Below are 22,081 nucleotides of genomic sequence, written 5' to 3' on the forward strand. Positions count from 1 at the left end.
AATAAATCTTCTACACTATATTGATTTTTAATTTTAAAATATAGTAGCCCGGCCCAGACTCGAACTGGGGTCAAGGGCTCCAAAGGCCCCTATGCTTGACCGCTACACTACCGGGCTGCTACTATTTCGGGCAGTTTTTTTCCCTTAATGAACTTTTTATTGTATTTGGTTAATTATTAAAATGAAAATTATTCTTTTATTATTTTGATTAATTTCTCTATTGGGTCTTCCATTTCTTGTATGACTTCTTTTGCTCTAATCTGACGTTCGTCATTTGTTGATTGAAAAATTTTGGTAATATATCTAGAAATCTTTTTGGGATCTATTTCTCTTTTAACTAATGTTTTTTTCACTAAAAACTTCTCAATTATGTTAGGAACTGCATTGTATGATATTGTTGGAATTCCCATTAATGCTGCCTCTGCAGTCATTGTTCCGCCTGATCCAATAAAAATATCAGTATTTTTTAGCAAATATTTTCCATCAAATGACATTTCTACGATCTTAATTTCTCTATTTGTCTGTTCCTTTAAATCCTGAATTTGTTTTTTGTATCTTCCAAGAACTACGATATTCTCGTTTTTATGATCTTTGATAATTTTTTTGATAATTGGAATGATTATTTTTGATTTTGATGCATATGATGCCTCCTCTTCCTCTATCCTAATCAAAATATTTTTTCTTTGATTATTTTCAAATGGTAATTTTGTGTTGTTTGTGTATCTTCTCTGAATAGTGACAAATGCATCTATCGCATTGTAAGGAATAATTTTTTCTTGTTCTATTCCATATTTTGTAAATTCTTTTTTTGGTATTGCATTAGGAATTAGTAATTTTTGAATCAATGGAAGAGTTAATCTCATCACGGCATCAGCATGTGGCGAATCACAAAAAGCAATGTGTTTTATCCCCAATCCAAATGAAACTCTAGCCGCCTCAGGAGAACAAAAACTAATTGTTATGTCGGGTTCAAATTTCGTAATTTTTGTTAATAATTTATTCATTCTATTGATACTAAATCTTAGTTTAGACTCTTTTTCACTACCTCCATGCTTTCCTACAAAAATAAGGTCCAAGTTACGTATTTTTGTCAGTTTTGTGACTTCATTATACTTCCTTGATGTACACAATAGGTCATTATTCTTCTTTAATTTTTTAATTAGAGGTTCAGCAAACAATAATTGCTTTGGTGTAAGAACATCTATCCAAATTTTCAAGTAATTTCAGTAATTATTGCAAGTTCAATAAGTTTTTCTTAGTCTAATAATGTCGTAATTGTAATGAGTACCAATGTAGTAGTGTACGGATTAAGCACAGAAGGATATTCTATTGCCTCACAAATGGCAATCAAAGGTGCTACAGTTTACATTATTGATGAATCTACCCCTTCTGCCATTTTGCTTAAATCAGAAATAGCCAAGACTTATCCAAATGTTTCATCTCTAAAAGAAGATGAGCCATTATTGGCCATGGAACCAATTGATACTGCAATCTCTAAAGCTCAATATCTCTTTTTTACACCTAGAATACGAAAAACAGGACAAGACGTAAAAACTGAAATTCATTCTAAATTCAAAGATGCAGTAACATCGTTAAAAAAAAATAGTTCAGTTGTTTTTACTCTTCCAGTTGGATTTGGTGGCAACAATGAAAATATATCGTTATTAGAACATTTAACTGGATTAGAGGTTGGAAAACAAATTTCCTATTTTTACTACCCTTTGGATAATCTAAACCCTCCTCCAAAAGTTGTAGGCTCCTTTAATGGAAAAGATGATCCAGTTTTATCTGACTTACTTACTGTAGATAAAAAAAATAAAAAATTTGTTGCTATTTCATCATCTGAACATTTTCACGCTATTGATGTTTTATCTCGATTTTCGAGTCTATGTAGCATTTTAGAAGTGTGTAAGTTTGCTCAAGATGATATTACAAAAAATGATTTATCTTCAGATAGTATTCATGAAGTCTTTCTTGATAATATGACTGGTGGATTACTTGATTTGAAATCTTTGGGTTCTTCATTTGAGGGTACTAATACATTGATGTATCTAATCAATGGAAGTGTAAAAGGAATTGATGGATACATCAAACGTTTAATTGATGAAATTAGATCTACTTTAAAGAAAAATGATCTAAAAGCTAGCAGAACGAAAATCGCACTGTCTTGGACTTTAGATCAACATACAATGCGTGGTGATAAAATTGAAATGCTTCAAAATTTAACTTCAAAACTTCGTGATTATATAGGCGATGTTGAAGCATATGAAGACCCAAATTTTGATCTATTTCATAGTGACAAGACCACAATTGTTGTTGCATGTTCCAAATCTGACTATGAAAATCTAAAGAAAACCGAAAAAAATTCTGATCTTATAATCGTAAAAGCTAATCCCTTGTGTGAAACAATTCAATAAGACTATAAATTAGCTCAATTGCTATTCTGTTTAAGTTGTCAACTGAAACAAACAATGATGAAATTTCTGTTAATATAATATCAGAAAATAAAAACGATACAGAAGATTCAACCCAATCAACTAAAACTTCAGAAAAAAATATTGATGATGTGTTGACTTTGTTAGAATTAGAACAAAAGAAAGTTACAGAATATGAAGAAAAATTAAAACATGTTTTGGCTGATTTTCAAAACCTAAGTAGAAAAACACAATCTGATATTGAAAATGGGGTAAATAGTAAGATTGATGAATTTATGCTAGATTTTTTAAAAATTTATGATGATTTTGTCAGGGCAAAAGAAGTATTTTCTCAAAGCAAAATCGATACCACAGGATTAGAGTCTATTCTAAAAAATATGGATTCGTTGCTTACAAAATATCATGTAAAACCAATTGATGCCTTGGGTGAGATTTTTAATCCAAATTTTCATGAAGCAATTTCTGTTGTTAGTGATCCTGATTTGGATGAAAATACAATCACAAAAGAGATCAGGAAAGGATATATTTCTCATGAGAGGGTTATAAGACCAACATTAGTAGAAATTTCAAAAAAGTGATGATAAAAAATGGCAAAAGTAATTGGGATTGATTTAGGAACAAGCAACTCTGCGGCAGCAGTTATGATGGGTGGTAAACCAACGATTATTCCGGCAGCAGAAGGTGCTACAGTAGGAGGAAAGGCATTTCCATCGGTTGTGGCCTTTTCAAAAGAAGGTGATCTGCTTGTTGGTGAACCAGCAAGAAGACAAGCAGTAACAAATCCTGACAACACAATTGTGGCTGCAAAAAGAAAAATGGGAAGCGATCATGTCTTCAAAATTCAAGACAAAGAATACAAACCTCAACAAATTTCAGCATTTATTCTTCAAAAAATCAAAAAAGATGCTGAAGCATTCGTAGGTGAAACTGTTGAAAAAGCTGTAATTACTGTACCTGCTTACTTTGATGATAATCAGCGTCAGGCGACCAAAGATGCAGGAACAATTGCTGGTCTAGACGTTGTTAGAATTATCAACGAACCAACTGCTGCTTCTTTAGCTTTTGGATTGGATAAATCAAAAGAAGATATGAAAATACTTGTCTTTGATTTTGGTGGAGGTACGTTAGATGTGACAATCATGGAAATGGGCGGAGGAGTTTTTGAAGTCATGAGCACTTCAGGTGATACTCAACTAGGAGGTACCGATATGGACAAAGTTCTCATCGATTACATCAATGATGAATTCAAGAAAAAAGAAGGAATTGACCTTTCATCTGATACTACGGCAATGACTAGAATACGGGAGGCTGCAGAAAAAGCAAAAATTGAGTTATCAACAGTAATGGAGACTGATGTTAATTTACCATTTATTGCTCATGACGCATCAACTGGAGCTAAAAACCTTGAATTAAGAATCACTAGAGCAAAACTAGATGAATTGATTACTCCTATTGTGGAGCGCTGTAGACCCTCTATCGTCAAGGCTCTTGAAGATGCAAAGCTTTCAAATTCTGATATTAACAAGATTGTCATGGTTGGCGGACCAACCAGAATTCCTTTGGTAAAAAAGTTTGTAAGTGAAGTTATTGGAAAAGAATCAGAATCTGGAGTTGATCCTATGGAAGCTGTTGCCATGGGAGCTGCGATTCAAGCAGGAATTATTGCAGGTGATGTTGCTAGTGACATAGTACTACTTGACGTTACTCCCCTAACCCTTGGAATTGAAACCTTGGGTGGGGTTAGAGAACCTTTAATTGAACGTAATACAACAATTCCGACATCTAAGAGCAAAGTTTTCACAACCGCAGCTGATAATCAAACGGCCGTAACGATACATGTTGTTCAAGGTGAACGACCTATGGCAACCGATAATGTTTCGCTAGGAAGTTTTAACCTAACTGATTTGCCACCGGCACCTAGAGGCGTTCCACAGATTGAAGTAAAATTTGATATTGATGCAAATGGAATAATTAATGTCACTGCAAAGGATCTTGGAACTCAGAAAGAAGCAAAAATTACTATAGAATCCAGCTCTAAATTATCTAAAGATGAAATTGAAAAATTGAAAGAAGATGCAGAAAAATTCTCTGATGAAGATAAAAAGAAAAAAGAAAAAATCGATCTTAAAAATGAAGCTGAAAGTTATATCTACACAACTGAAAAATTAGTTAATCATGATCTTAAGGATAAAATATCTCAAGAACAGGGAATCAAAATTACTGATGCTGTAAAAGAAGTAAAAGAAGTACTGGATAAAGAACCTGATGAACTAAAACCAAAATTGGAAACTCTACAATCCATTGTTGGTGAGATAACAACTGAATTATACAAAAATGCTGCACCTCCACCTGGTGCAGAAGGACAACAAGGTGCAGAAGGACAACAAGGTGCAGAAGGACAACAAGGTGCAGAAGGACAACAAGGTGCAGATAATAACGAACAGTCTACTAACTCATCATCATCTAATGAAACGAAATCTAATTAGCTTCAAAATCGATTACTTATACGGTTATTGAAATAAGGGAAAGAATCAATGTCTGCAAAACGTGATTATTATGAAGTATTGGGTGTTTCAAAATCTTCTTCTCCCGATGAAATAAAAAAACAATATAGGAAATTAGCATTAAAGTTCCATCCTGATCGTAATAAATCATCTGAAGCAGCTGAACATTTCAAAGAAATCTCTGAAGCATATGCTGTTCTTTCAGACCCTTCTAAGCGTCAAGTTTACGACCAACATGGACACGCTGGAGTAGATGGAAGATATAGTAGCGAAGATATTTTTCAAGGTGCACGTGGTAATTTTAGTGATATTTTTGGAAGTGGTGGAGGTGGCTTTGAATCAATTTTTGAATCCATTTTTGGTGGACGAGGTGGAGGATTTGCCAGACAAAGAGGTTCTGATATTCTCTATGAAACTTCCGTAACATTAGAAGATGTACTGAATGGAAAAAATATGGATATTACTTTACAAAAACAGGTTCAATGTGATACATGTGATGGGACTGGATGCAAACCTGGAACTCAAAAGAAAATCTGTAACGCCTGCAATGGACAAGGTCAAGTTAAACAAACTCGAAATATGGGGTTTGCATCATTTGTAACTGCTGCTCCCTGTTCTTCTTGTAGTGGTCAGGGACATGTAATTGAAACTCCTTGCACAATCTGTAAAGGACAAGGTAAGAAAAATGGTACCAAAAAAGTTACTTTTGGAATTCCACCTGGGATTGATTCTGGAGATTATACCGTGCCAGGAGAAGGAAATGAAGTACCAGATGGGGAAAATGGTGACTTGATTGTTAGGATTAGGGTTCAACCTCATTCCAATTTTAAACGAGATGGAAAAGATATCTTCTACGACCAAGATGTATCTATGGTTGATGCAACATTAGGATGCAAACTAGTTGTTCCAACATTAGAAGGGTCCGAAAAAATAAAAGTTGACGCTGGCAGCCAGCCAAATACGATAATAAAACTTAAGGGGAAAGGAGTTCCATACATCAATTCTAGAGGTAGGGGAGATCAATATGTTAGGATCGTTGTCAATATTCCAAAAAACATCAACAAACATCAAAAAAAACTTTTGGAAGAATTCCAAAATGAAGATAATTGAATAAACAATGAGAATTGCATTAGATGTCGATGGTGTGCTGGCAGATGTTATTCAATCCTGGTTAAATTATAATAACTCAATTCGATTTAAAATTCAAAAATCTCATATTACTAGTTGGGATTTCTGGAAAAAATACAAGATAGATAGATATGATTTTTATAAAGAACTTAGTTTGTGTTGGAAAAATTGGAATTCAATACCGCCTACAGAAAAGAATCTCAAGAATGTAACAAAAAATCTTGCAGAGATTGGGCAAGTTGATATTGTAACTGCCAGAGAAAAATCTACTGATCATTTTGTAAAAGAATGGTTGAATGTTCAGAATATAACATACGACAATTACGTATCAGTAATTGATGGACCTATGAAAGCAAATTTGAATTATGATATTTTTATTGACGACTCTCCATTAAATGCATTAAAATTAATTCAAAAAAATAAAAAAATATTTCTATATTCCCAACCTTGGAATCAAAATCTTGTAGACAATCGTTTTTACAGAATTTCTACTCTTTCTGACGTGGTAGATAAATTAGGATAATTTCTTTACATATTTTCTAATTTTTACTTGATGACCACTTCTTACATGAGTTACGTGGGTTGTATTCAATAATTCATTAATCTTATCATTACTATAAAATTTAATATTATAACGACCGAGAATTTTTTTACAGTTTAAACAATAAACTTCTCTGAATTGCATTTCCATTTCCATTAGCTATCACTTATTCATATTATAATAAAGAAACTTATTCTAGATCTCAAAAATCCTCAGTGCGGGAATCGCCCAGCCTGGTCAACGGCGTAAGGTTCAGATCCTTATCTTCTAGGAGTTCGTGGGTTCAAATCCCATTTCCCGCATTAATTATTTTATTGCATTTTTTTCTTAATTGCTTGCAGTAAAATTTTGTTTATGCTCTCACCAGAGGCTTTTCCTCGTAATTCTTTCATTGCAATCCCCATTAATGGTCCTATTGCTCTTTCTTTTTGTTTGTTAACTATGTGTTGATTTTTTTCCACAATTGTTTCAATTATTCGTTCAACATCTGCAATACTAGTTGTTTCGATTCCTGAATTTTTTATTGCATCTGCAAGTGTATGTGATTTTCCAGACATTATTTCTTCCAAAATTATTTCAATGGATTCTTTTGCAATTTTTTCAGATTCTAACATTTCAAACATCTTCAAAATCTCTTCATTTTTCAATAATTTTGAATCCAATCCTTTTCTCTCTAAACTAGTAATAGAAGAACAAAGTACTGATGCAACAAAGGTGGGATTGACTTTGGTATTTTCAACTATTTTTTCAAACAAGTCCCCATATTCTGAATCAAAAATTTGAACAGAAAGTTGATTATTGAGATTGTATTTTTTTTGTAAATCTAAAATTGATTCATCCAATGATTTTGGAATTTTTCCTCGTAATTCTTCCAATTCCTTATTTGAAATGATAATTGGTGGAACATCTGTTTCTGGATACATTCTAGCTGATCCTGGCCTTGGTCTCAAAAATTTTGTTTTGCCATCTGGTGTTGCTAAACGAGTATCTCTTGGAATTCCTTTTTCTTTGATATGGTCTACTCTTGAGATTATTTGCTCTATTACTATTTGTGTTTTATCCTTAGGACTTGCTAAAATCAAAAATGCATCGTTATTACTTAGTGCCAATTCTTCTCTTACTTTCTTTACATCTTGTTCTTCTATTCCATAATTTGGAAGTTCATCAGAATGAAAAACACCGCCAATTCCAAAAAACCTAACTAACTCTGCAATTTCTTTTCCTAATCTTATGTCTTCATGTGGGGAATATCCAAAAATATTTGACATGTTTTGAAAGGATATTGCATAAATTTCATTTTCTTTTTTTAATGCATTTTGAATAATTTTTGAATTACATTTTGAAAACAAGTGTGTAATATCTTCTTTTTTTGACGTGTTTTGATCCCAATTGCTATTTTTTATCTTCTCAGATATCTCTAACAACCCATGTTGTCTTTTTGCTTCATATTCCACGACTTTTTCTAATTGATCTAACTGCTGAACTCCTTTTACTTCTATCACAACTTTTCCACCTTCGATTGATATGTTGACATCTTGCCTTATTGATCCTAAACCTCGTTTGACCTTTCTAGTACTTCGTAAAATTCTCCCTAGAGATAGTGCAATCTCTTTTACTTGGCTCAAATCTACTTGAAATGGTTCAGTTGCAATTTCTACTAGTGGTACTCCTAATCTTTCTAAACTATATTTCTTAACAGAATCTTTTTCTCCTAAAATTTTCGCTGCATCTTCTTCTAAACAAATTGATTGTATTCCTATTCTCTTTCCCTTTACTTCAAAAAAGCCACCATCAGAGATTAACATAGTTCGCTGAAATCCGGTAGTGTTTGAACCATCAATGACTGTTTTTCTCATAGGATAAACTTCACTAAAAATTCTTGAATTTAATGTAGATGCGATGATGAGTGCAGTTTCTAAGGCATCTTTATCTAATTCATGTGGTGGTTCTTCATCTTGTTCCACCATGCAACTGCTTTGAGGATTAGCATAATACATTATAGTCTTTGATTTTGTATTTTCAAACTTTGCAGCTGGATCAAATTCTCCCAATTCACTTTTTGAAGCTCTAAGCTTTCTGTGAAATTTTATTGGATATTCATCTGATTCAATTGGAGTGCAATTACAAAATAATTTTTTATTTGTTGCAAGTTGTTGATGAATTTCTAATCCAATCAAAACTCCTAATTTGTCTATAGAAAACTTTTCCATCTTCTTCACGTGACTATTTGGATATTTCCGAAGCTATTTTATTTAGCATAATTTTTTTTATTTCTTGAGAATTTTTACTATTTCCTGCTGCCCACATTGCTTTTGTTAGTGCAACTTCAGGTATCATATCTTCAAGAGGAATTATTCCAAGATTTAACAAATCCCTTCCACTCTCATATACCGTCATACTAACTCTTCCATCAATGCACTGGGAAGTCATGCCAATAAAGATGTCTTTCTCATTAGCTGATTTTATTATAGAATACATGTTCTTACCTACGTGTCCTAAACCTGTACCTTCAAAAATTATTGCTTTGTATTCTTTTTGAATATAATTTTGAAGGATTTCAGGATCAAATCCAGGATAATATTTTACTAATGCAACTTTTTCATCTAATGCTATTTTTGGTTCAAACTTGTTATTCGAAAAAAAGTCTGTTTTTTTATTATTGTGAATCTGATTGTTTATAATTAGAAACGCAGGATCGCCTCCAATTGTTTGGAATGCTCCTCTCTTGCTAGTGTGGTTTTTTCTCACTCTTGTTCCTAGATGACATGCAATTACTTCGTCATTTTCATCTTGATGCATTACTACATAGATTCCATTTGTCTTACATTTTACCAAAAACTCTGTTGCTCCAATCAGGTTTAGTGCAGCATCTGATGATGCACGGTCTGATGATCTCTGTGATCCCACCAATGCAATAGGGATTGGACATCCTGCTAGTGAAAAAGACAGAAATGATGATGTATAATGCATTGTATCAGTTCCATGAGCCACTATGATTCCGTGATATCCATTATCTTCTTGAATTACATTTTTAATTTTGTTTGCAATTTCTAACCAATGATTTGGCATGATATTTTCAGAATATTCTGAAAATAATACTTCTGTCTCTATGTTTGCAATTTCTGCTAGCTCAGGGATTGAATTGTTTAATTCTTCAGCAGTCAGTGTTGGAGTTACAGCACCTGTTCTATAATCAATCTTGCTTGCAATGGTGCCTCCGGTTGATAGAAGTAATAACTTGGGTAATTTTGAATCTGCTTTTATTTTCTGCTCTGACTTTTCATTTTTAGTTGGTTTTTGTTCCATTGCTGAAATCTTATCAATTCTGCCTAACTCTATTGCAATATTGTACCCGCTATCTACTTTCAAAACGACATGTTTGTCATCAGCGTTTTCATATCTTGGCATTATTATCCCGGCATAATTATCAGAAAATGCAGCACTGTCTCCTTTCGTAGTAATTTGTACTGTGTCTCCAACTTTTACATGGAAATCTTCTAGAAGTTTTAAAGAACGTCCCTTATATCCGGCAAGTTCAGACATTTATGAACTCTAGATTTGTTATTTTATTAAAACTACCTGTAATAGGATGCTACTAATTTTTCGCCCATCTTTAGGTCTTTTTGTTCCCTAACTTTCTTTACGGCTTCTTCGAAATGTTTCATTGTTACTTTTGCATCAATACTACTCTTTTCCACATCTTTAACGTCTGGATGTGAATCAAGAAATTCATGAATAACTAATGATACTGCTGTGTTGGCAATAGAAGCAGTATCAGCTCCACTTAATCCATCTGTCAAATCTGCAATTTTATCGAAATCAACACGTTGAGGATCATTTTCTTCGTTGACCGTTGGTATCTTTGCTGCATTAATTTTCAGTATACTCTTTCTACTTTCTTTATCTGGTAATGGAATTTGAATTATTTTATCAAATCTACCTGGTCTTAGTAAAGCCGGATCAATCATGTCTGCCCTATTTGTTGCAGCTAGAACCACAACTCCATGCATATTTTCCATTCCATCTAATTCTGTCAAAAGTTGACTCACAACCCTTTCGGTCACTGCAGTTTCACCCCCAGCTCCCCTTATAGGAGCGATAGAATCAATTTCATCGAAAAATACTACACATGGAGCTGATTGACGAGCTCTCTTGAAAATTTCTCTTATTCCTCGCTCTGATTCGCCTACCCATTTTGAAAGTAATTCTGGACCTCTCACAGAAACAAAATTTGCTTCACTCTGAGTTGCCACTGCTTTTGCTAGTAACGTTTTACCTGTACCGCTAGGTCCATGAAGCAAAATTCCTCTGGGCATATTGTGTCCTAATTTATCATATAATCCTGGGTATTTCATAGGCCATTCTACAGCCTCTTGGAGCTCTCTCTTAACATCCTCTAAACCTCCTACTTCATTCCATTTTACATCTGGATTTTCAATGAAAACTTCTCTCATTCCAGAAGGAGTTACCTCAATCAAAGCTTTTGTAAAGTCTTCATGATTTACAACTAATTTATCTAATGTTTCAGGAGGAATTTTCTCTTCTTCCAAGTTAAGTATTGGTAGCAGTCTTCGCAAACATTTCATTGCAGCTTCTTTACAAAGATATTCTAGATCTGCGCCAACGTATCCGTGGCTTACTGATGAAATTTTATCTACATTAACATCATCAGATAAGGGCATGTTTCTACTATGAATTGCAAGGATGTCTTTTCGTCCTTTTTTATCTGGAACTTTAATTTCAATTTCTCTGTCAAACCTACCTGGTCTTCTAAGTGCTGGATCAATTGCATTTGGCCTATTTGTTGCAGAAATAACAATCACTTTACCTCTTGCTTCTAAACCATCCATTAAGGATAACATTTGTGACACTACTCTACGTTCAACCTCTCCAGTTACTTCTTCTCGTTTTGGAGCAATGGAGTCAATTTCATCTACAAATATTATTGATGGAGCTTTTTCTCGAGCTTCTTTAAAAATTTCTCTTAATCTAGCTTCACTCTCTCCATAAAACTTACTCATAATTTCCGGTCCTGAAATACTAATAAAATGAGCGTTACTTTCATTTGCAACAGCTTTTGCTAATAGCGTTTTTCCGGTACCTGGTGGACCATACAACAAAACACCTTTTGGAGCTTCAATCCCTAATTTTTCAAAAATTTCCGGATGTCTTAACGGAAGCTCTATCATTTCTCTAACTTTCTTAATTTCATCTGTTAATCCTCCAATGTCTTCATAAGTAACTTGTGGAACCCCACGTAATGTTTCACCTTTTTCAGCAATGTGAAATACTGTTTTTTGTGTAACTAAAACTGCATCAGCTGCAGGAGTTACTCCAATAACCTGAAATGTCAAACGACCTCCAAAATAAGGTACCATCACATTATCTCCCTTAATTAGAGGAACACTTTCCAAAGCATCAGCAAGGTATCTCTCATCAATTGGAGGAATTGCTTCTAGCGGAGCAACTACAACTTTTTCGGCCGCCACTGCTTTTATCTTCCTGACTGAAATAGTATCTCCTATTGCGATACCCGAATTATTTCGTCCAAGTCCATCAATTCTGATTATCCCCTTTCCTTCATCGGATGGGTAAAGTGGAAGACATTTTGCTACTGTTCTTCGTTTTCCTTTAATTTCGATTACATCTCCTGTAGAGGCACTAAGCGTATCCATTGAATCATAATCAATTCTTGCTACTCCCCTTCCAACATCTCTAGTATATGCTTCTAGAACCTTAAGCGAAAGAGCATTTTGACTCATACAGAAAAGCCCTCTGTCTAATTTTTATATCTTTGTGGTAATTTATTCAAATGGTACTCAGTAATCACAAGCTTAAAATCCTCTGTGCGTAGGAAACGATCAACTTGGGTAAAAGACCATTAGTTAGAAGACGTGGCCGTGGAGGATTCCAATTTAGATCTACTTCTACTGGAAAAGTAGGCTCCAAAGCAAATTATCCTCGTTTTCCACTCTCAGAACAACATGAGGGTCTTGTTATTGATTTAATTCATGAGCGTGGTAGAGACGCTCCACTGGCAAAAATAAGATTTGAAGATGGTTCAATTTCATTTATTCCTGCCGTACTTGGCACCAAGGTTGGCACAACAATGCAATTTGGTCTAAAATCAAAAATTGAAAAGGGAAATGTCATTAGTGTACAAAATATTCCAGATGGTACAATTGTTTGTAATATTGAAAAACACTTTGGCGATGGAGGTGCTATTGTCAAATCTGCCGGTACTGATGCTACTATTTTCTCTCATGGAGATGAAGGTGTTACAGTAAAACTACCATCTGGCAAATTTACCACTCTTAATCCAAAAAATCGAGCTATGATTGGAACATTAGCTGGAGGCGGAGCTAGTGAAAGACCATTCATGAGCGCAGGTGGCAAATGGAGAAACTTTAAAGCTAAAGGAAAGAAATACCCAATTGTTAGAGGTGTTGCTCAAGCAGCTTATGTTCACCCTCATGGTGGTGGTCGTCATCAACATGTTGGACAAAGCTCAACTGTATCTAGAGATGCTCCACCAGGTGCAAAAGTTGGTTCTATTGCTGCAAGAAAGACTGGTAGAGCTAGAATCAAAGAAAGAAAGTGAGTTAATCTAACTTAAAATTGATTAGTAACTCTATCAAACAGTAGTTAAATGACAGACAGACGAATCAAAATTTTTGTTACAGGTAAGGTACAAGGTGTTTTTTTTCGTCAAGCTCTGAAAGTAACTGCTAAAAAAAATAACGTCTTTGGTTGGGTCAGAAATCTTGATGATGGTCGTGTAGAAGCGATTTTGGAAGGAAATGAAGAAAAAGTTAGCAGAGTCATAGAGTGGGCTCACAGAGGACCTGCCAATGCTAGAGTCGAAGATGTAGAAATTCGAAATGAAAATTTTACAGGAGAATTTGTAAAATTTGATGTTTTGTATTAATGGATTAAATCAAAAGCTTCTTTGATAATTTTGGTATATTCAGTAATCTCTTCATCTTTTTTTACATGGATTATTTTTTTCATATCTTTTCGATCTTTCTGAATCTTGAGAATTAGACCTTCCTCTTCTGGTTCTACATCTAAAAACCATCTAAATGTCATAGACTTACAATAAACGATTCTATGCATTCTTACATCTTCTATCACATTATCTCCTAATTCCAGACAAAATTTTTTGATTGAGTCAAAAAGTGGCAGTACCTGATTGGGAATTTGTGGTTTAAAATCTTCAAAGTTTCTTTTATTTCCAAATCTAATCATTCTCTTACAGTATAATTGAGTTTTATAATAAAGGTAGCAGCTCTGCTGGTTCCAGTCTAGACGAATAGCCCCATTTCAAGGCATACAAGATCCGCCACGTTGACGAGGAAGCGTGGATGCTCCACCTTAGGATTGCTCCCTCCCGGACCTCATCCCTTTCGATGGTTCGGTCTTAGACGTTATTCCTTCGAATAATTCTAGCCCTGCAACCACCCGCCTCGGCGTGATTTCATTTCCGCACACCAAGCGGGAATTACTCCTCTAGAGATTTACCCAACAGTTACTGATCTCTGCATATAGCCGGTTTCAGAATGGGGCACGGCTGGCACCCCGATCCTACCTACTACCAATTTCTTTAATGAAAGTATGTTATATTTGCATTAGGTTTGTTCTTCTTTCAGTTTTAAAATCATATTGCAAACAGAACATGTTGTACCTGTACATTGATTTCCACACTTTGAACAAATCCTCTTTTCTTTTGTATTGGAGCTTTTTACGATGTCTGATATTTTGAGTATTGATTGATAAAAATTATTTTTAATGCCACTATGTTGATTTTCCAAAGAATTTAGAAATTCACGAATTTCTGTTCTTATACCTTCATTCATGTGAGGACATGGTTCTGATTGAAAAGGAATATCATTTGTAAAGGCATAAAACACAATTTCTGATTCGTATATTTCACAAAATGGTTTTATTTTTCTTAAAGAATTACCTGACGTATCCGGATGAGTCCATCCAATTTTATTAGTATCTCCTGATAACATGTTAATCACAAAAGTCTGTAATGTGTCATCAAGATTGTGTCCTGTTGCAATCACATCTGCACCAATATCTTTTGCAGCATAGTCAATTGCACGCCTTCTTAATGTTCCACAAATTGAACAAGATGATGTTTTTTGATTCTCTCTAATCTCCAACGCTTCATCTAATGTTAATGAAAATAGATCTTTGTAAGCATAAACTTTGTATTCTATTTTTAACTCGTTACAGAATTTTTCAACGATATGTAATGCCTCATTTCTATATCCTGGAATTCCTTCATCGATTGTGATTGCCTTTACTCTAAAGTTATGTGTTAACGACATCTCATGAATAATTTTTAGTAAAGCTAGGGAATCTTTACCTCCAGATACAGCTACTGCTACTAATTCATTATTCTTAATCATATTGTATTTAGAAATTGTTTTAGCAGTTTTTCGTACAATAGAATTTGAGAAACATTCTGAACATAGCTGTTCTCCTGAATATTTTCTTGTATATGCTGCTAAGTTATTTTTACATCTTGTACAGTTCATGATTCTTTAGATGATTTCTATATTGTAAACCATCCTGATTTAACATATGATAATGCAATATTTAACCCAAATAAAGCAAACGTGAATGCATAAATTCCCCACATTACTCCGTTTAGCGATTTTTCTGAGATTTTTTTATCAATAATAGTATGAATAAATTTTCCACCATCCAAAATTGGTAAAGGAAGCATGTTAATTATTCCAATGAAAAACGAAATCATCCACAACCACAATAAAAACATCGATACGTTTGGATCGTTCCATTCAATAAAATTTAGAACAGGTTTGTATGCAAATGTATTGTCTCGTATAATTCCTATTAATCCTCTTTCAGGATCATCAGGCGCTGGAGTTATTTCTACATCAAATTCTAATTCCTGATTGTCTCTGATTACATCCACACTTGCTGTTTCTCCAGGACTCAGACTAGGAAAATCAACGGGACTCAGAATCGGTATTCCATTAATTGATGTAATGATATCATTTGCTAACATTCCAGCCTTTTCAGCTCCAGAATTTTCAATTATTGAAAGTACTAAAACTCCCTCTGGCAAATCATAAAAGGTACTCAAAAGTGGTTCTGGTAATACCATTGCGAAAAAGGGATTTGTTAACAAAATAACTCCAAGTACAAGTGCAAAAATTACATTTGATGTGGCACCAGCTCCAATTACTCTCAATTTTGAAATCTTTTTTGCCTTGGTGAATTCTTCTTCGTCTGGTTCAACAAATCCTGCAAACATTGCAATAAAAATTGCAAAACCTCCTGTTTTGATCTTAATTTTTTCTAATGCAGCAACAATACCATGTGCTCCTTCATGAATGACAAGCACAACTGGAATTGATAGTAAAAAATATGTAATAGATGACGAGGAAGTCAATGTTACACCTGGGATAAGGACAGTTAACTCTGAGAATTCAGTTGGCACGACAAAAAAGTTTGTAATATTATTTATCAAAAACCAAAATGCAAATCCCATCATTATGAAACCTGAAATCACACTGACATCTGCAAAAACCCTAATTCCTCTTTTTGTTCGCCCTAAAATTTTTAGAAGAACAGAATTTACTTGTTTATTCTTGTATACAAGACTATATGCTTTAATTTCAAAACCAAATCTCTCTAGTCGGAGTCCTTTTGCAACTATTACAACAACTACCCAAGCAATTAAGACATAGATTATCGAATTTTGGGTAATAAAATCAAGTTCCAAACTAATTGCTAATTTTTTTAAAGTACGTACATTTATCGGTTACTATGAAACCGATTGTTCTTGTCTCTACTTATCCTGATAAAAAGTCAATTACAAAAATAGCCAATGATTTTGTAGAAACAAAATTGGTAGCATGCGTAAATATTTCAAAAATTTCCTCTATTTATTCTTGGAATAAAAAAATTGAAAATGCATCTGAATATTTGGCTATTTTTAAAACAGTTCCAAAAAATAAAAAACTCTTACAACAAAAAATTAAAGATTCTCATCCATATGAAGTTCCTGAAATAGCAGAAATTGATGTAACTTCTATCAATAAGGAATATCTGAATTGGATGGTACAGTCCACCAATTAAATTTCAACTGCATATCTTAGTAAAGAAACTATACCTCCCAAACCCGTAACTCTAAGGCCGATATCTGTTGACGAATCTACACTGTAGCTTTTTACGCCTTTACTTTCAACATCATTTAAAAAATCAATTATCTTCTGTTCATCATATTCTTGAATTAATTTATCCGAAAATACAATAGAATCAATTGCACCCATCTGATTTGCAGCAAATGTATCGTCAAAACCCATAGTGAATTTCTTACTAGTTTTATTTGCAAGTATCATAACCTCGTCTATTATTTCAGATACTTTGGCTAATTTACTATCTGTCATTATTTCCTTCATTATTTCTGATTTTGTAAAGGTGTAAATCCCATCTTCACCTCCTGAATCAATTCCTTCAATAACTTGCAATTTTGAATTTGATATGTTTTGAGACTTTTGAATAAAATTTGCAAATCTTTTTTTTGTTTCACCTGGACCAAAAATAATAATCATATCTTTTTCTTTGATTATTGACAACAAGCCATGTTGCACTTCAACAAAGAATTTTTCTATTTTAAAATTCGTTTTGTATCTTTTTCCACCTGAACCTGAATAAATATTTGGCATGAACTCTAGATGCGTTCCTTTTAATCTTGCAATTCCACAGTCTGCAGTATCAATTGCAACAAGAATAAAACCTTGTTTATTATTACTTGATTTAATTAGATTTTTTTCAATTGGCAGCCATTTTTTTTTAGAAATTGTTATGCTATCTCCAATGTTCAAAATTAAGGAATGATGAGAACCATGTGGAACAGATTCGTTGTTTGACTCCAGAATTGTTCCGCCTATCCGTAACTTGTCTAATACATCGTCAAGTGAAATTTTCCCTAATGCTAATCTGATTCTTACCTTAATTCTTTCTCCTTTGTCTGGTCTTGTAAAGTCCTTATCTTTTTTTAAAACCCTTGTTGTGTCTCCAACTATTTGATCATTTATCTTTAGAATTCTGCGTAGATTCAAAAGATCGTCAGAATCTTCTGGAATAATTGAAATTGAATTGTCATCAATAGTTTTTGTAATCATTCTATATTCAACAACAACTGCCAAATGAAGAGTTAGCTTGATTCTTCATTGATTTTTGTTTCTTCAGATTTTTTCTTGAGATAATTTTCAACCCAATCCAAGGTGAGAACTCCAGCTTCTGCCAAATTTGTCAGAGAATTTGCTGATGCTTCTCCACTAACTTTTCCATTATTTCGTCTTAATTGACGCCATTTTAGTGAGGTGTTGCCACTTTTTGAATTATAGATTATGCCAAGAACATCTCTTGCATTTACAAATGTAATGTCTCTGATTTTTTTTAATGTAACTTTGTCGGCTGCCTCTACGTAAATTGATCCTAAACTATCTTCTCTTTCTGCAAATACTTCAAAATCATCCAAATAACTTCTAGGCGCATATGATTTACACGTACTTGAAATGATAAATCTCCTAAAACTTTCCAATGATGCAGGTGTATCAATTGAAACCATTTTGAATGACTAAACTATTCGCCATTTATCAAGCTTCTTGAAAGACTCAAAAGTCATCTGTTTAGAATATGCCTACAGGTAATGATGAACATATCCCTTTGATTGATGATGAGGATCTTGAGTTCTGAGCCTGTCTAATGATATTAATTGAACATTTTCTTTTTAAAAATATATGATTTCTCTTACTGAATATCTTACGTTTCAAACTAAAACTCGTAGAGCATTTGTGAATATCACACCTGACATAAGAAAATTGGTTAAAAAAAGCCAAATTCAAGAAGGTATCTGTCTTGTCAACGCGATGCATATTACAGCAAGTGTTTTCATTAATGATAACGAACCAGGTCTTCATCAAGATTATGAAAAGTGGTTGGAGAACTTGGCACCGCATTCTCCTATCGATCAATATGATCACAATAACACAGGTGAAGACAATGCTGATGCTCACCTAAAACGACAAATCATGGGAAGAGAAGTCGTGGTAGCTATTACTAATAGTGAATTGGACTTTGGTCCTTGGGAGCAAATTTTCTATGGAGAATTTGATGGAAAAAGACCAAAACGAGTTTTAGTAAAAATTATTGGAGAATAACTTATCCAAAATCTGCATCACGTTTCTGGCTTTGTGATTCATTCTTTCTTGCAGCTGCCCTGAATTCTTCATCATGATTTTGAGGGCCATGTCCGCATTTTGTACATGCTATCTTGAACCCATCTGTGTCTTTACTATAAGTTTCACATCCACAAAAACATGCCATATCTACTTCCACTTTTCAATATGATATATCTTTTAGGATGTAGACTTCTGTTACCCTGTTTTACAACATTCACCAGCGGGAATCTCATGATCATGGGGACATTTTCTGGGATGATTTAGCATTGTGCACAAAGCATCTGTAAATTGTTTGTTCATATGATGTTCTATCCCACATACCATTTCCTCATCAATTGCAACCTTTAATGCACTATCCATTAAAACTTCCAGTAATCTGCTATTACGCATCATACTTGCACCGATCTTCTCTCCTTCTTCTGTTAGTTTTACTCCTGCTTTATTGTAGGTAACCAAACTTTGAGCATTCAATTTCTTTAACATTTGAACAACACTGGGTTGTCTAACATTGAGCATTTTTGCTATGGTGCTAATTTTGACATCTTCCCCTCTTTCCTTGATATGCCATATAGCTTTTAGATACATCTCAACATGTTCTGCTTCTGCAGTTCCAACAAAAAGAATCTCTTCATCATTTAGTGCATCCATATCCTAAACCTTCCTTGAATCTTTTAATAAGTATTCAAAATATTGCCTTGCAAATCCGGCCAACCCTGCATGATCTGCCCAAATTGCAACCACCTCAGACGAATTTTTACCTCCTATTTCTGGACCTAATAATATTACAACATATCTTTTGTCTGAAATTATACCTCCTCCAAACAATCCTTTTTTTATTTTTACAGTTGCAACTCTTTTAATTGCCTTGATAGATTCTTTATCCATTTTATCTGAAGTAAGTATTGTGATATCCACTCCTTTATCATGTAACGATCTTAATTTTGGTAACGCTTGTCTGACAAGTTCTTCTCCAGCTTCAGGTAGTGCAATCATTACTTCATTCCTACAGGTCTCTACCATCTCCAAAATCTTTGCTGCTATGTTTATTGCACCTGAAAGTACCCAAATGTCTGGCCTTTCACTTGTTCCACTTTTTTCATACAGCGGAACTAACTCATTGAGTATAATGCTCTGATTTTTTGAAAAGTCAACTTCCATCTTTTGTTTTGTAGTTTCTATTCCAGTTGATGGTGACTTTGCAAAATATTTTGTTGGTCTTGAATCATCTGATCCAATCCATCCTTTCTCTTCTAAAGTTCCTAACACTTCATAAATTTTTGAATATGGAACTCCTGATTTTTGACTAAGATCCGACGCTGTTAATTCCCCTGATTTTAAGAGAGAAGAAAATGTTCTAATCTCATAACTTGTTAATCCAATTTTTTCTAATGCCTTTCTTGTCTTATCTGATATGCTCATGCGATCTAATCGATCAGATTTAATATTTAAACCAGGCACACGTACTTCCTAAATTCCACACGGGGGCAAGTATGAAATGCATTATATAGTATTTCTGAAAAATGCCCAATGTAAGCATGGCTCTAATTCAAATATCTAACCAATCTACTAAAAATTTAGGTAAGAAGTCCACCATAAGATTCACTCAAAGCATATGTCCTGACTGTAATATGATTCTGGACGCTGAGGTTTTCGAGAGAGACAACAAAGTATTCATGTCCAAAGTATGCCCAACACATGGCGAATGTGAAGAATTGTACTTTGGTTCTTATGAAATGTACAATAAATTTAGCACTTATTGGATGGATGGAAAGGGTGCTCATGCTCCAAACGTAATGATTGACAAATGTTCTTGCCCAAATAATTGTGGATTATGTTCAAACCATTTGTCTCACAGCGGCTTGGCAAACATGATTGTTACAAATCGATGTGATCTTACATGTTGGTATTGTTTCTTTTACGTTAAGAAAGGACTTGAAGGTGCATACATGTACGAGCCAGATCATACTCAAGTCAGAGCAATGATGAAAACTCTTAGAGCTGAAAGACCAATTCCAGGAAATTCCATGCAAATAACTGGTGGTGAACCAATGTTGAGAGAGGACATTGCAGATGTTATTAAAATAATGAAAGAAGAGGGCGTTGATCATATTCAAATGAATACCAATGGTATAAGACATGCGATGGATCCTGAAGCTGCAAGAGAAGTTAGACTTGCTGGATGTAACAACTTGTATCTCTCATTTGATGGAGTAACTGCAAGAACTAATCCAAAAAACCACTGGGAAATTCCTTATGCTCTTGATAGCTGCAGAAAAACCGGTACAACTGTTGTATTTGTGCCAACTGTGATTAAATCCATCAATGATCATGAACTTGGTGGAATTATTCGATATGCTCAAAAGAACATGGACGTAGTTCATGCTGTAAACTTCCAACCTGTATCTCTTACTGGAAGAATGGGAAAATCTGAACGTGAAAAATACAGAATTACTATTCCAGATTGTATTCAAAGAATTGAAGAACAGACCAACGGAGAAGTTACTGTTGATGATTGGTTCCCAGTACCAAGTTGTATGCCTCTGACTAATGTAATTGAAGCATTCTCAAGCAAACCAAAATACGAGTTATCAATCCACTTTGCTTGTGGTGCAGGAACTTACATCTTTGAAGATGAGGAAACTAAGAAATTTGTTCCATTAACAAAGTTCTGTGATATTCAGGGTATGTTGGAATTGTTTGAAGATAAATCTGAAGAGATTCGTTCTGGTAAAAATAAGTATTTCACAATGCTTGAAGTTGTAAGAAAACTCAAAGGATTTGTTGACACAAAGAAACAACCTGCTGGGTTGGATTTGGCTAAAATGTTTGGAAATATCTTAATGAAAAGATCATTTGATTCTGTCGGTTCATGGCATGTTAAAGGTCTATTTCTTGGTATGATGCATTTCCAAGACAAATACAACGAAGATCTTGAGAGATTACAAAGATGTGATATTCATTATCTTACACCAGATCTTAGAATAGTTCCATTCTGTGCATTCAATGTAATTCCAGAATGGTATAGAGATAGAATTCAAAAGAAATATTCTATCACCGTTGAAGAATGGGAAGAAAGAGAAGGTGTAAAATTAGAAGATGGATTATATCGTGGTCTTATGAGACGTGGAGCAGGAGATGAACTTGCAGCTGGTTGTGCTAAGAGTCAGATGTTCCATGATGCAGCACAGGCTACAATGTGAAACTAGATTCTTACTCTAGAACTCTTTTTTCAAAAGAGTAATAACC

General features: G+C 34.0%; 22 protein-coding genes, 2 tRNA genes and 1 other RNA gene. 11 read left to right on the forward strand and 14 right to left on the reverse strand.

Going from position 1 to position 22,081, the window contains the following annotated elements; translation table 11 throughout:
• Window positions 1–44: 44 nt before the first annotated feature.
• Window positions 45–117 (reverse strand) — tRNA-Gln (locus tag ACOQN3_RS10920).
• A 71-nt stretch (window positions 118–188) separates the two neighbouring features.
• Window positions 189–1,217 carry a DUF354 domain-containing protein gene (locus tag ACOQN3_RS10925; RefSeq protein ID WP_420546475.1) on the reverse strand — a complete coding sequence of 343 codons (1,029 nt, stop codon included), beginning with the start codon at window positions 1,215–1,217 and terminating at the stop codon, window positions 189–191.
• Window positions 1,218–1,280: 63 nt separating this feature from the next.
• Here ACOQN3_RS10925 and ACOQN3_RS10930 point away from each other — a divergent pair, with 63 nt between their 5' ends.
• The 6 genes from ACOQN3_RS10930 to ACOQN3_RS10955 all read left to right on the forward strand — a co-directional run bounded on the left by ACOQN3_RS10930 (window position 1,281) and on the right by ACOQN3_RS10955 (window position 6,910).
• Entirely contained in the window at window positions 1,281–2,417 is a 1,137-nt protein-coding gene (locus ACOQN3_RS10930; protein ID WP_420546476.1) for a hypothetical protein, read from the forward strand.
• A 35-nt stretch (window positions 2,418–2,452) separates the two neighbouring features.
• Complete coding sequence (locus ACOQN3_RS10935) at window positions 2,453–3,013, forward strand: nucleotide exchange factor GrpE (protein WP_420546477.1); 561 nt, start codon at window positions 2,453–2,455, stop codon at window positions 3,011–3,013.
• 9 nt (window positions 3,014–3,022) lie between these two features.
• Window positions 3,023–4,921, forward strand: coding sequence for a molecular chaperone DnaK (gene dnaK / locus ACOQN3_RS10940; protein WP_420546478.1), 1,899 nt, complete (start codon window positions 3,023–3,025; stop codon window positions 4,919–4,921).
• A 48-nt stretch (window positions 4,922–4,969) separates the two neighbouring features.
• Window positions 4,970–6,049 carry a molecular chaperone DnaJ gene (gene dnaJ, locus ACOQN3_RS10945; RefSeq protein WP_420546479.1) on the forward strand — a complete coding sequence of 360 codons (1,080 nt, stop codon included), beginning with the start codon at window positions 4,970–4,972 and terminating at the stop codon, window positions 6,047–6,049.
• Window positions 6,050–6,056: 7 nt separating this feature from the next.
• Complete coding sequence (locus tag ACOQN3_RS10950; RefSeq protein WP_420546480.1) at window positions 6,057–6,590, forward strand: 5' nucleotidase, NT5C type; 534 nt, start codon at window positions 6,057–6,059, stop codon at window positions 6,588–6,590.
• A gap of 235 nt (window positions 6,591–6,825) precedes the next feature.
• Window positions 6,826–6,910, forward strand: a tRNA-Leu gene (locus ACOQN3_RS10955).
• 9 nt (window positions 6,911–6,919) lie between these two features.
• Here ACOQN3_RS10955 and gatE read toward each other — a convergent pair.
• The 3 genes from gatE to ACOQN3_RS10970 are packed head-to-tail and all read right to left on the reverse strand — an operon-like array spanning window position 6,920 to window position 12,370.
• Complete coding sequence (gene gatE, locus ACOQN3_RS10960; RefSeq protein WP_420546481.1) at window positions 6,920–8,818, reverse strand: Glu-tRNA(Gln) amidotransferase subunit GatE; 1,899 nt, start codon at window positions 8,816–8,818, stop codon at window positions 6,920–6,922.
• Between the two features lie 13 nt (window positions 8,819–8,831).
• On the reverse strand, window positions 8,832–10,151 hold the full coding sequence (gatD, locus tag ACOQN3_RS10965) for a Glu-tRNA(Gln) amidotransferase subunit GatD (protein ID WP_420546482.1): 1,320 nt from the start codon (window positions 10,149–10,151) through the stop codon (window positions 8,832–8,834).
• Between the two features lie 32 nt (window positions 10,152–10,183).
• Window positions 10,184–12,370: a CDC48 family AAA ATPase gene (locus ACOQN3_RS10970; RefSeq protein ID WP_420546483.1), complete on the reverse strand. Its 2,187-nt coding sequence runs from the start codon at window positions 12,368–12,370 to the stop codon at window positions 10,184–10,186.
• A gap of 104 nt (window positions 12,371–12,474) precedes the next feature.
• Here ACOQN3_RS10970 and ACOQN3_RS10975 point away from each other — a divergent pair, with 104 nt between their 5' ends.
• Both ACOQN3_RS10975 and ACOQN3_RS10980 read left to right on the forward strand, forming a co-directional pair.
• Entirely contained in the window at window positions 12,475–13,209 is a 735-nt protein-coding gene (locus ACOQN3_RS10975) for a 50S ribosomal protein L2 (protein ID WP_420546484.1), read from the forward strand.
• Between the two features lie 48 nt (window positions 13,210–13,257).
• The gene (locus ACOQN3_RS10980) at window positions 13,258–13,536 is read left to right on the forward strand and encodes an acylphosphatase (RefSeq protein WP_420546485.1); all 279 of its coding nucleotides are present in this window, start codon (window positions 13,258–13,260) and stop codon (window positions 13,534–13,536) included.
• On the opposite strand, the gene ACOQN3_RS10985 is transcribed toward ACOQN3_RS10980, so the two are convergent.
• The 4 genes from ACOQN3_RS10985 to ACOQN3_RS11000 form a co-directional block, all read right to left on the reverse strand.
• Entirely contained in the window at window positions 13,533–13,856 is a 324-nt protein-coding gene (locus ACOQN3_RS10985) for a hypothetical protein (protein ID WP_420546486.1), read from the reverse strand. The genes ACOQN3_RS10980 and ACOQN3_RS10985 overlap by 4 nt on opposite strands.
• A 34-nt stretch (window positions 13,857–13,890) precedes the next feature.
• Window positions 13,891–14,202: signal recognition particle sRNA (ffs, locus tag ACOQN3_RS10990), an RNA gene on the reverse strand.
• A 34-nt stretch (window positions 14,203–14,236) separates the two neighbouring features.
• Window positions 14,237–15,154 carry a TIGR00269 family protein gene (locus ACOQN3_RS10995; RefSeq protein WP_420546487.1) on the reverse strand — a complete coding sequence of 306 codons (918 nt, stop codon included), beginning with the start codon at window positions 15,152–15,154 and terminating at the stop codon, window positions 14,237–14,239.
• Window positions 15,155–15,171: 17 nt separating this feature from the next.
• Window positions 15,172–16,368, reverse strand: coding sequence for a site-2 protease family protein (locus ACOQN3_RS11000; RefSeq protein ID WP_420546488.1), 1,197 nt, complete (start codon window positions 16,366–16,368; stop codon window positions 15,172–15,174).
• A 44-nt stretch (window positions 16,369–16,412) separates the two neighbouring features.
• On the opposite strand from ACOQN3_RS11000, the gene cutA reads away from it, so the two are divergent.
• Window positions 16,413–16,724 (forward strand): divalent-cation tolerance protein CutA, encoded by a 312-nt coding sequence (gene cutA, locus ACOQN3_RS11005; protein WP_420546489.1) that lies wholly within the window; start codon window positions 16,413–16,415, stop codon window positions 16,722–16,724.
• Here cutA and ACOQN3_RS11010 read toward each other — a convergent pair.
• Together ACOQN3_RS11010 and ACOQN3_RS11015 are read right to left on the reverse strand one after the other, a co-directional pair.
• Complete coding sequence (locus tag ACOQN3_RS11010) at window positions 16,721–17,797, reverse strand: pelota family protein (RefSeq protein WP_420546490.1); 1,077 nt, start codon at window positions 17,795–17,797, stop codon at window positions 16,721–16,723. The two genes, cutA and ACOQN3_RS11010, sit on opposite strands and share 4 nt — an antisense overlap.
• 8 nt (window positions 17,798–17,805) lie before the next feature.
• Complete coding sequence (locus ACOQN3_RS11015) at window positions 17,806–18,222, reverse strand: hypothetical protein (RefSeq protein WP_420546491.1); 417 nt, start codon at window positions 18,220–18,222, stop codon at window positions 17,806–17,808.
• 172 nt (window positions 18,223–18,394) lie between these two features.
• Here ACOQN3_RS11015 and ACOQN3_RS11020 point away from each other — a divergent pair, with 172 nt between their 5' ends.
• Window positions 18,395–18,814, forward strand: coding sequence for a secondary thiamine-phosphate synthase enzyme YjbQ (locus ACOQN3_RS11020; protein ID WP_420546492.1), 420 nt, complete (start codon window positions 18,395–18,397; stop codon window positions 18,812–18,814).
• Between the two features lies 1 nt (window position 18,815).
• Here the strand turns inward: ACOQN3_RS11020 and ACOQN3_RS11025 are convergent, their stop codons facing one another.
• Genes ACOQN3_RS11025 through ACOQN3_RS11035 form a run of 3 tightly spaced genes read right to left on the reverse strand, consistent with a single transcriptional unit; the run spans window position 18,816 to window position 20,254 of the window.
• The gene (locus ACOQN3_RS11025) at window positions 18,816–18,980 is read right to left on the reverse strand and encodes a hypothetical protein (RefSeq protein WP_420546493.1); all 165 of its coding nucleotides are present in this window, start codon (window positions 18,978–18,980) and stop codon (window positions 18,816–18,818) included.
• A 50-nt stretch (window positions 18,981–19,030) separates the two neighbouring features.
• The gene (locus ACOQN3_RS11030) at window positions 19,031–19,483 is read right to left on the reverse strand and encodes a metal-dependent transcriptional regulator (RefSeq protein ID WP_420546494.1); all 453 of its coding nucleotides are present in this window, start codon (window positions 19,481–19,483) and stop codon (window positions 19,031–19,033) included.
• A gap of 3 nt (window positions 19,484–19,486) precedes the next feature.
• Window positions 19,487–20,254: a TrmB family transcriptional regulator gene (locus ACOQN3_RS11035; RefSeq protein ID WP_420546495.1), complete on the reverse strand. Its 768-nt coding sequence runs from the start codon at window positions 20,252–20,254 to the stop codon at window positions 19,487–19,489.
• A 116-nt stretch (window positions 20,255–20,370) separates the two neighbouring features.
• Here ACOQN3_RS11035 and tes point away from each other — a divergent pair, with 116 nt between their 5' ends.
• Window positions 20,371–22,035: a tetraether lipid synthase Tes gene (gene tes / locus ACOQN3_RS11040; protein ID WP_420546643.1), complete on the forward strand. Its 1,665-nt coding sequence runs from the start codon at window positions 20,371–20,373 to the stop codon at window positions 22,033–22,035.
• Window positions 22,036–22,081 lie beyond the last annotated feature (46 nt).

This window comes from Candidatus Nitrosopumilus sp., assembly GCF_965223225.1.
In the GTDB taxonomy this organism is placed as follows: domain Archaea; phylum Thermoproteota; class Nitrososphaeria; order Nitrososphaerales; family Nitrosopumilaceae; genus Nitrosopumilus.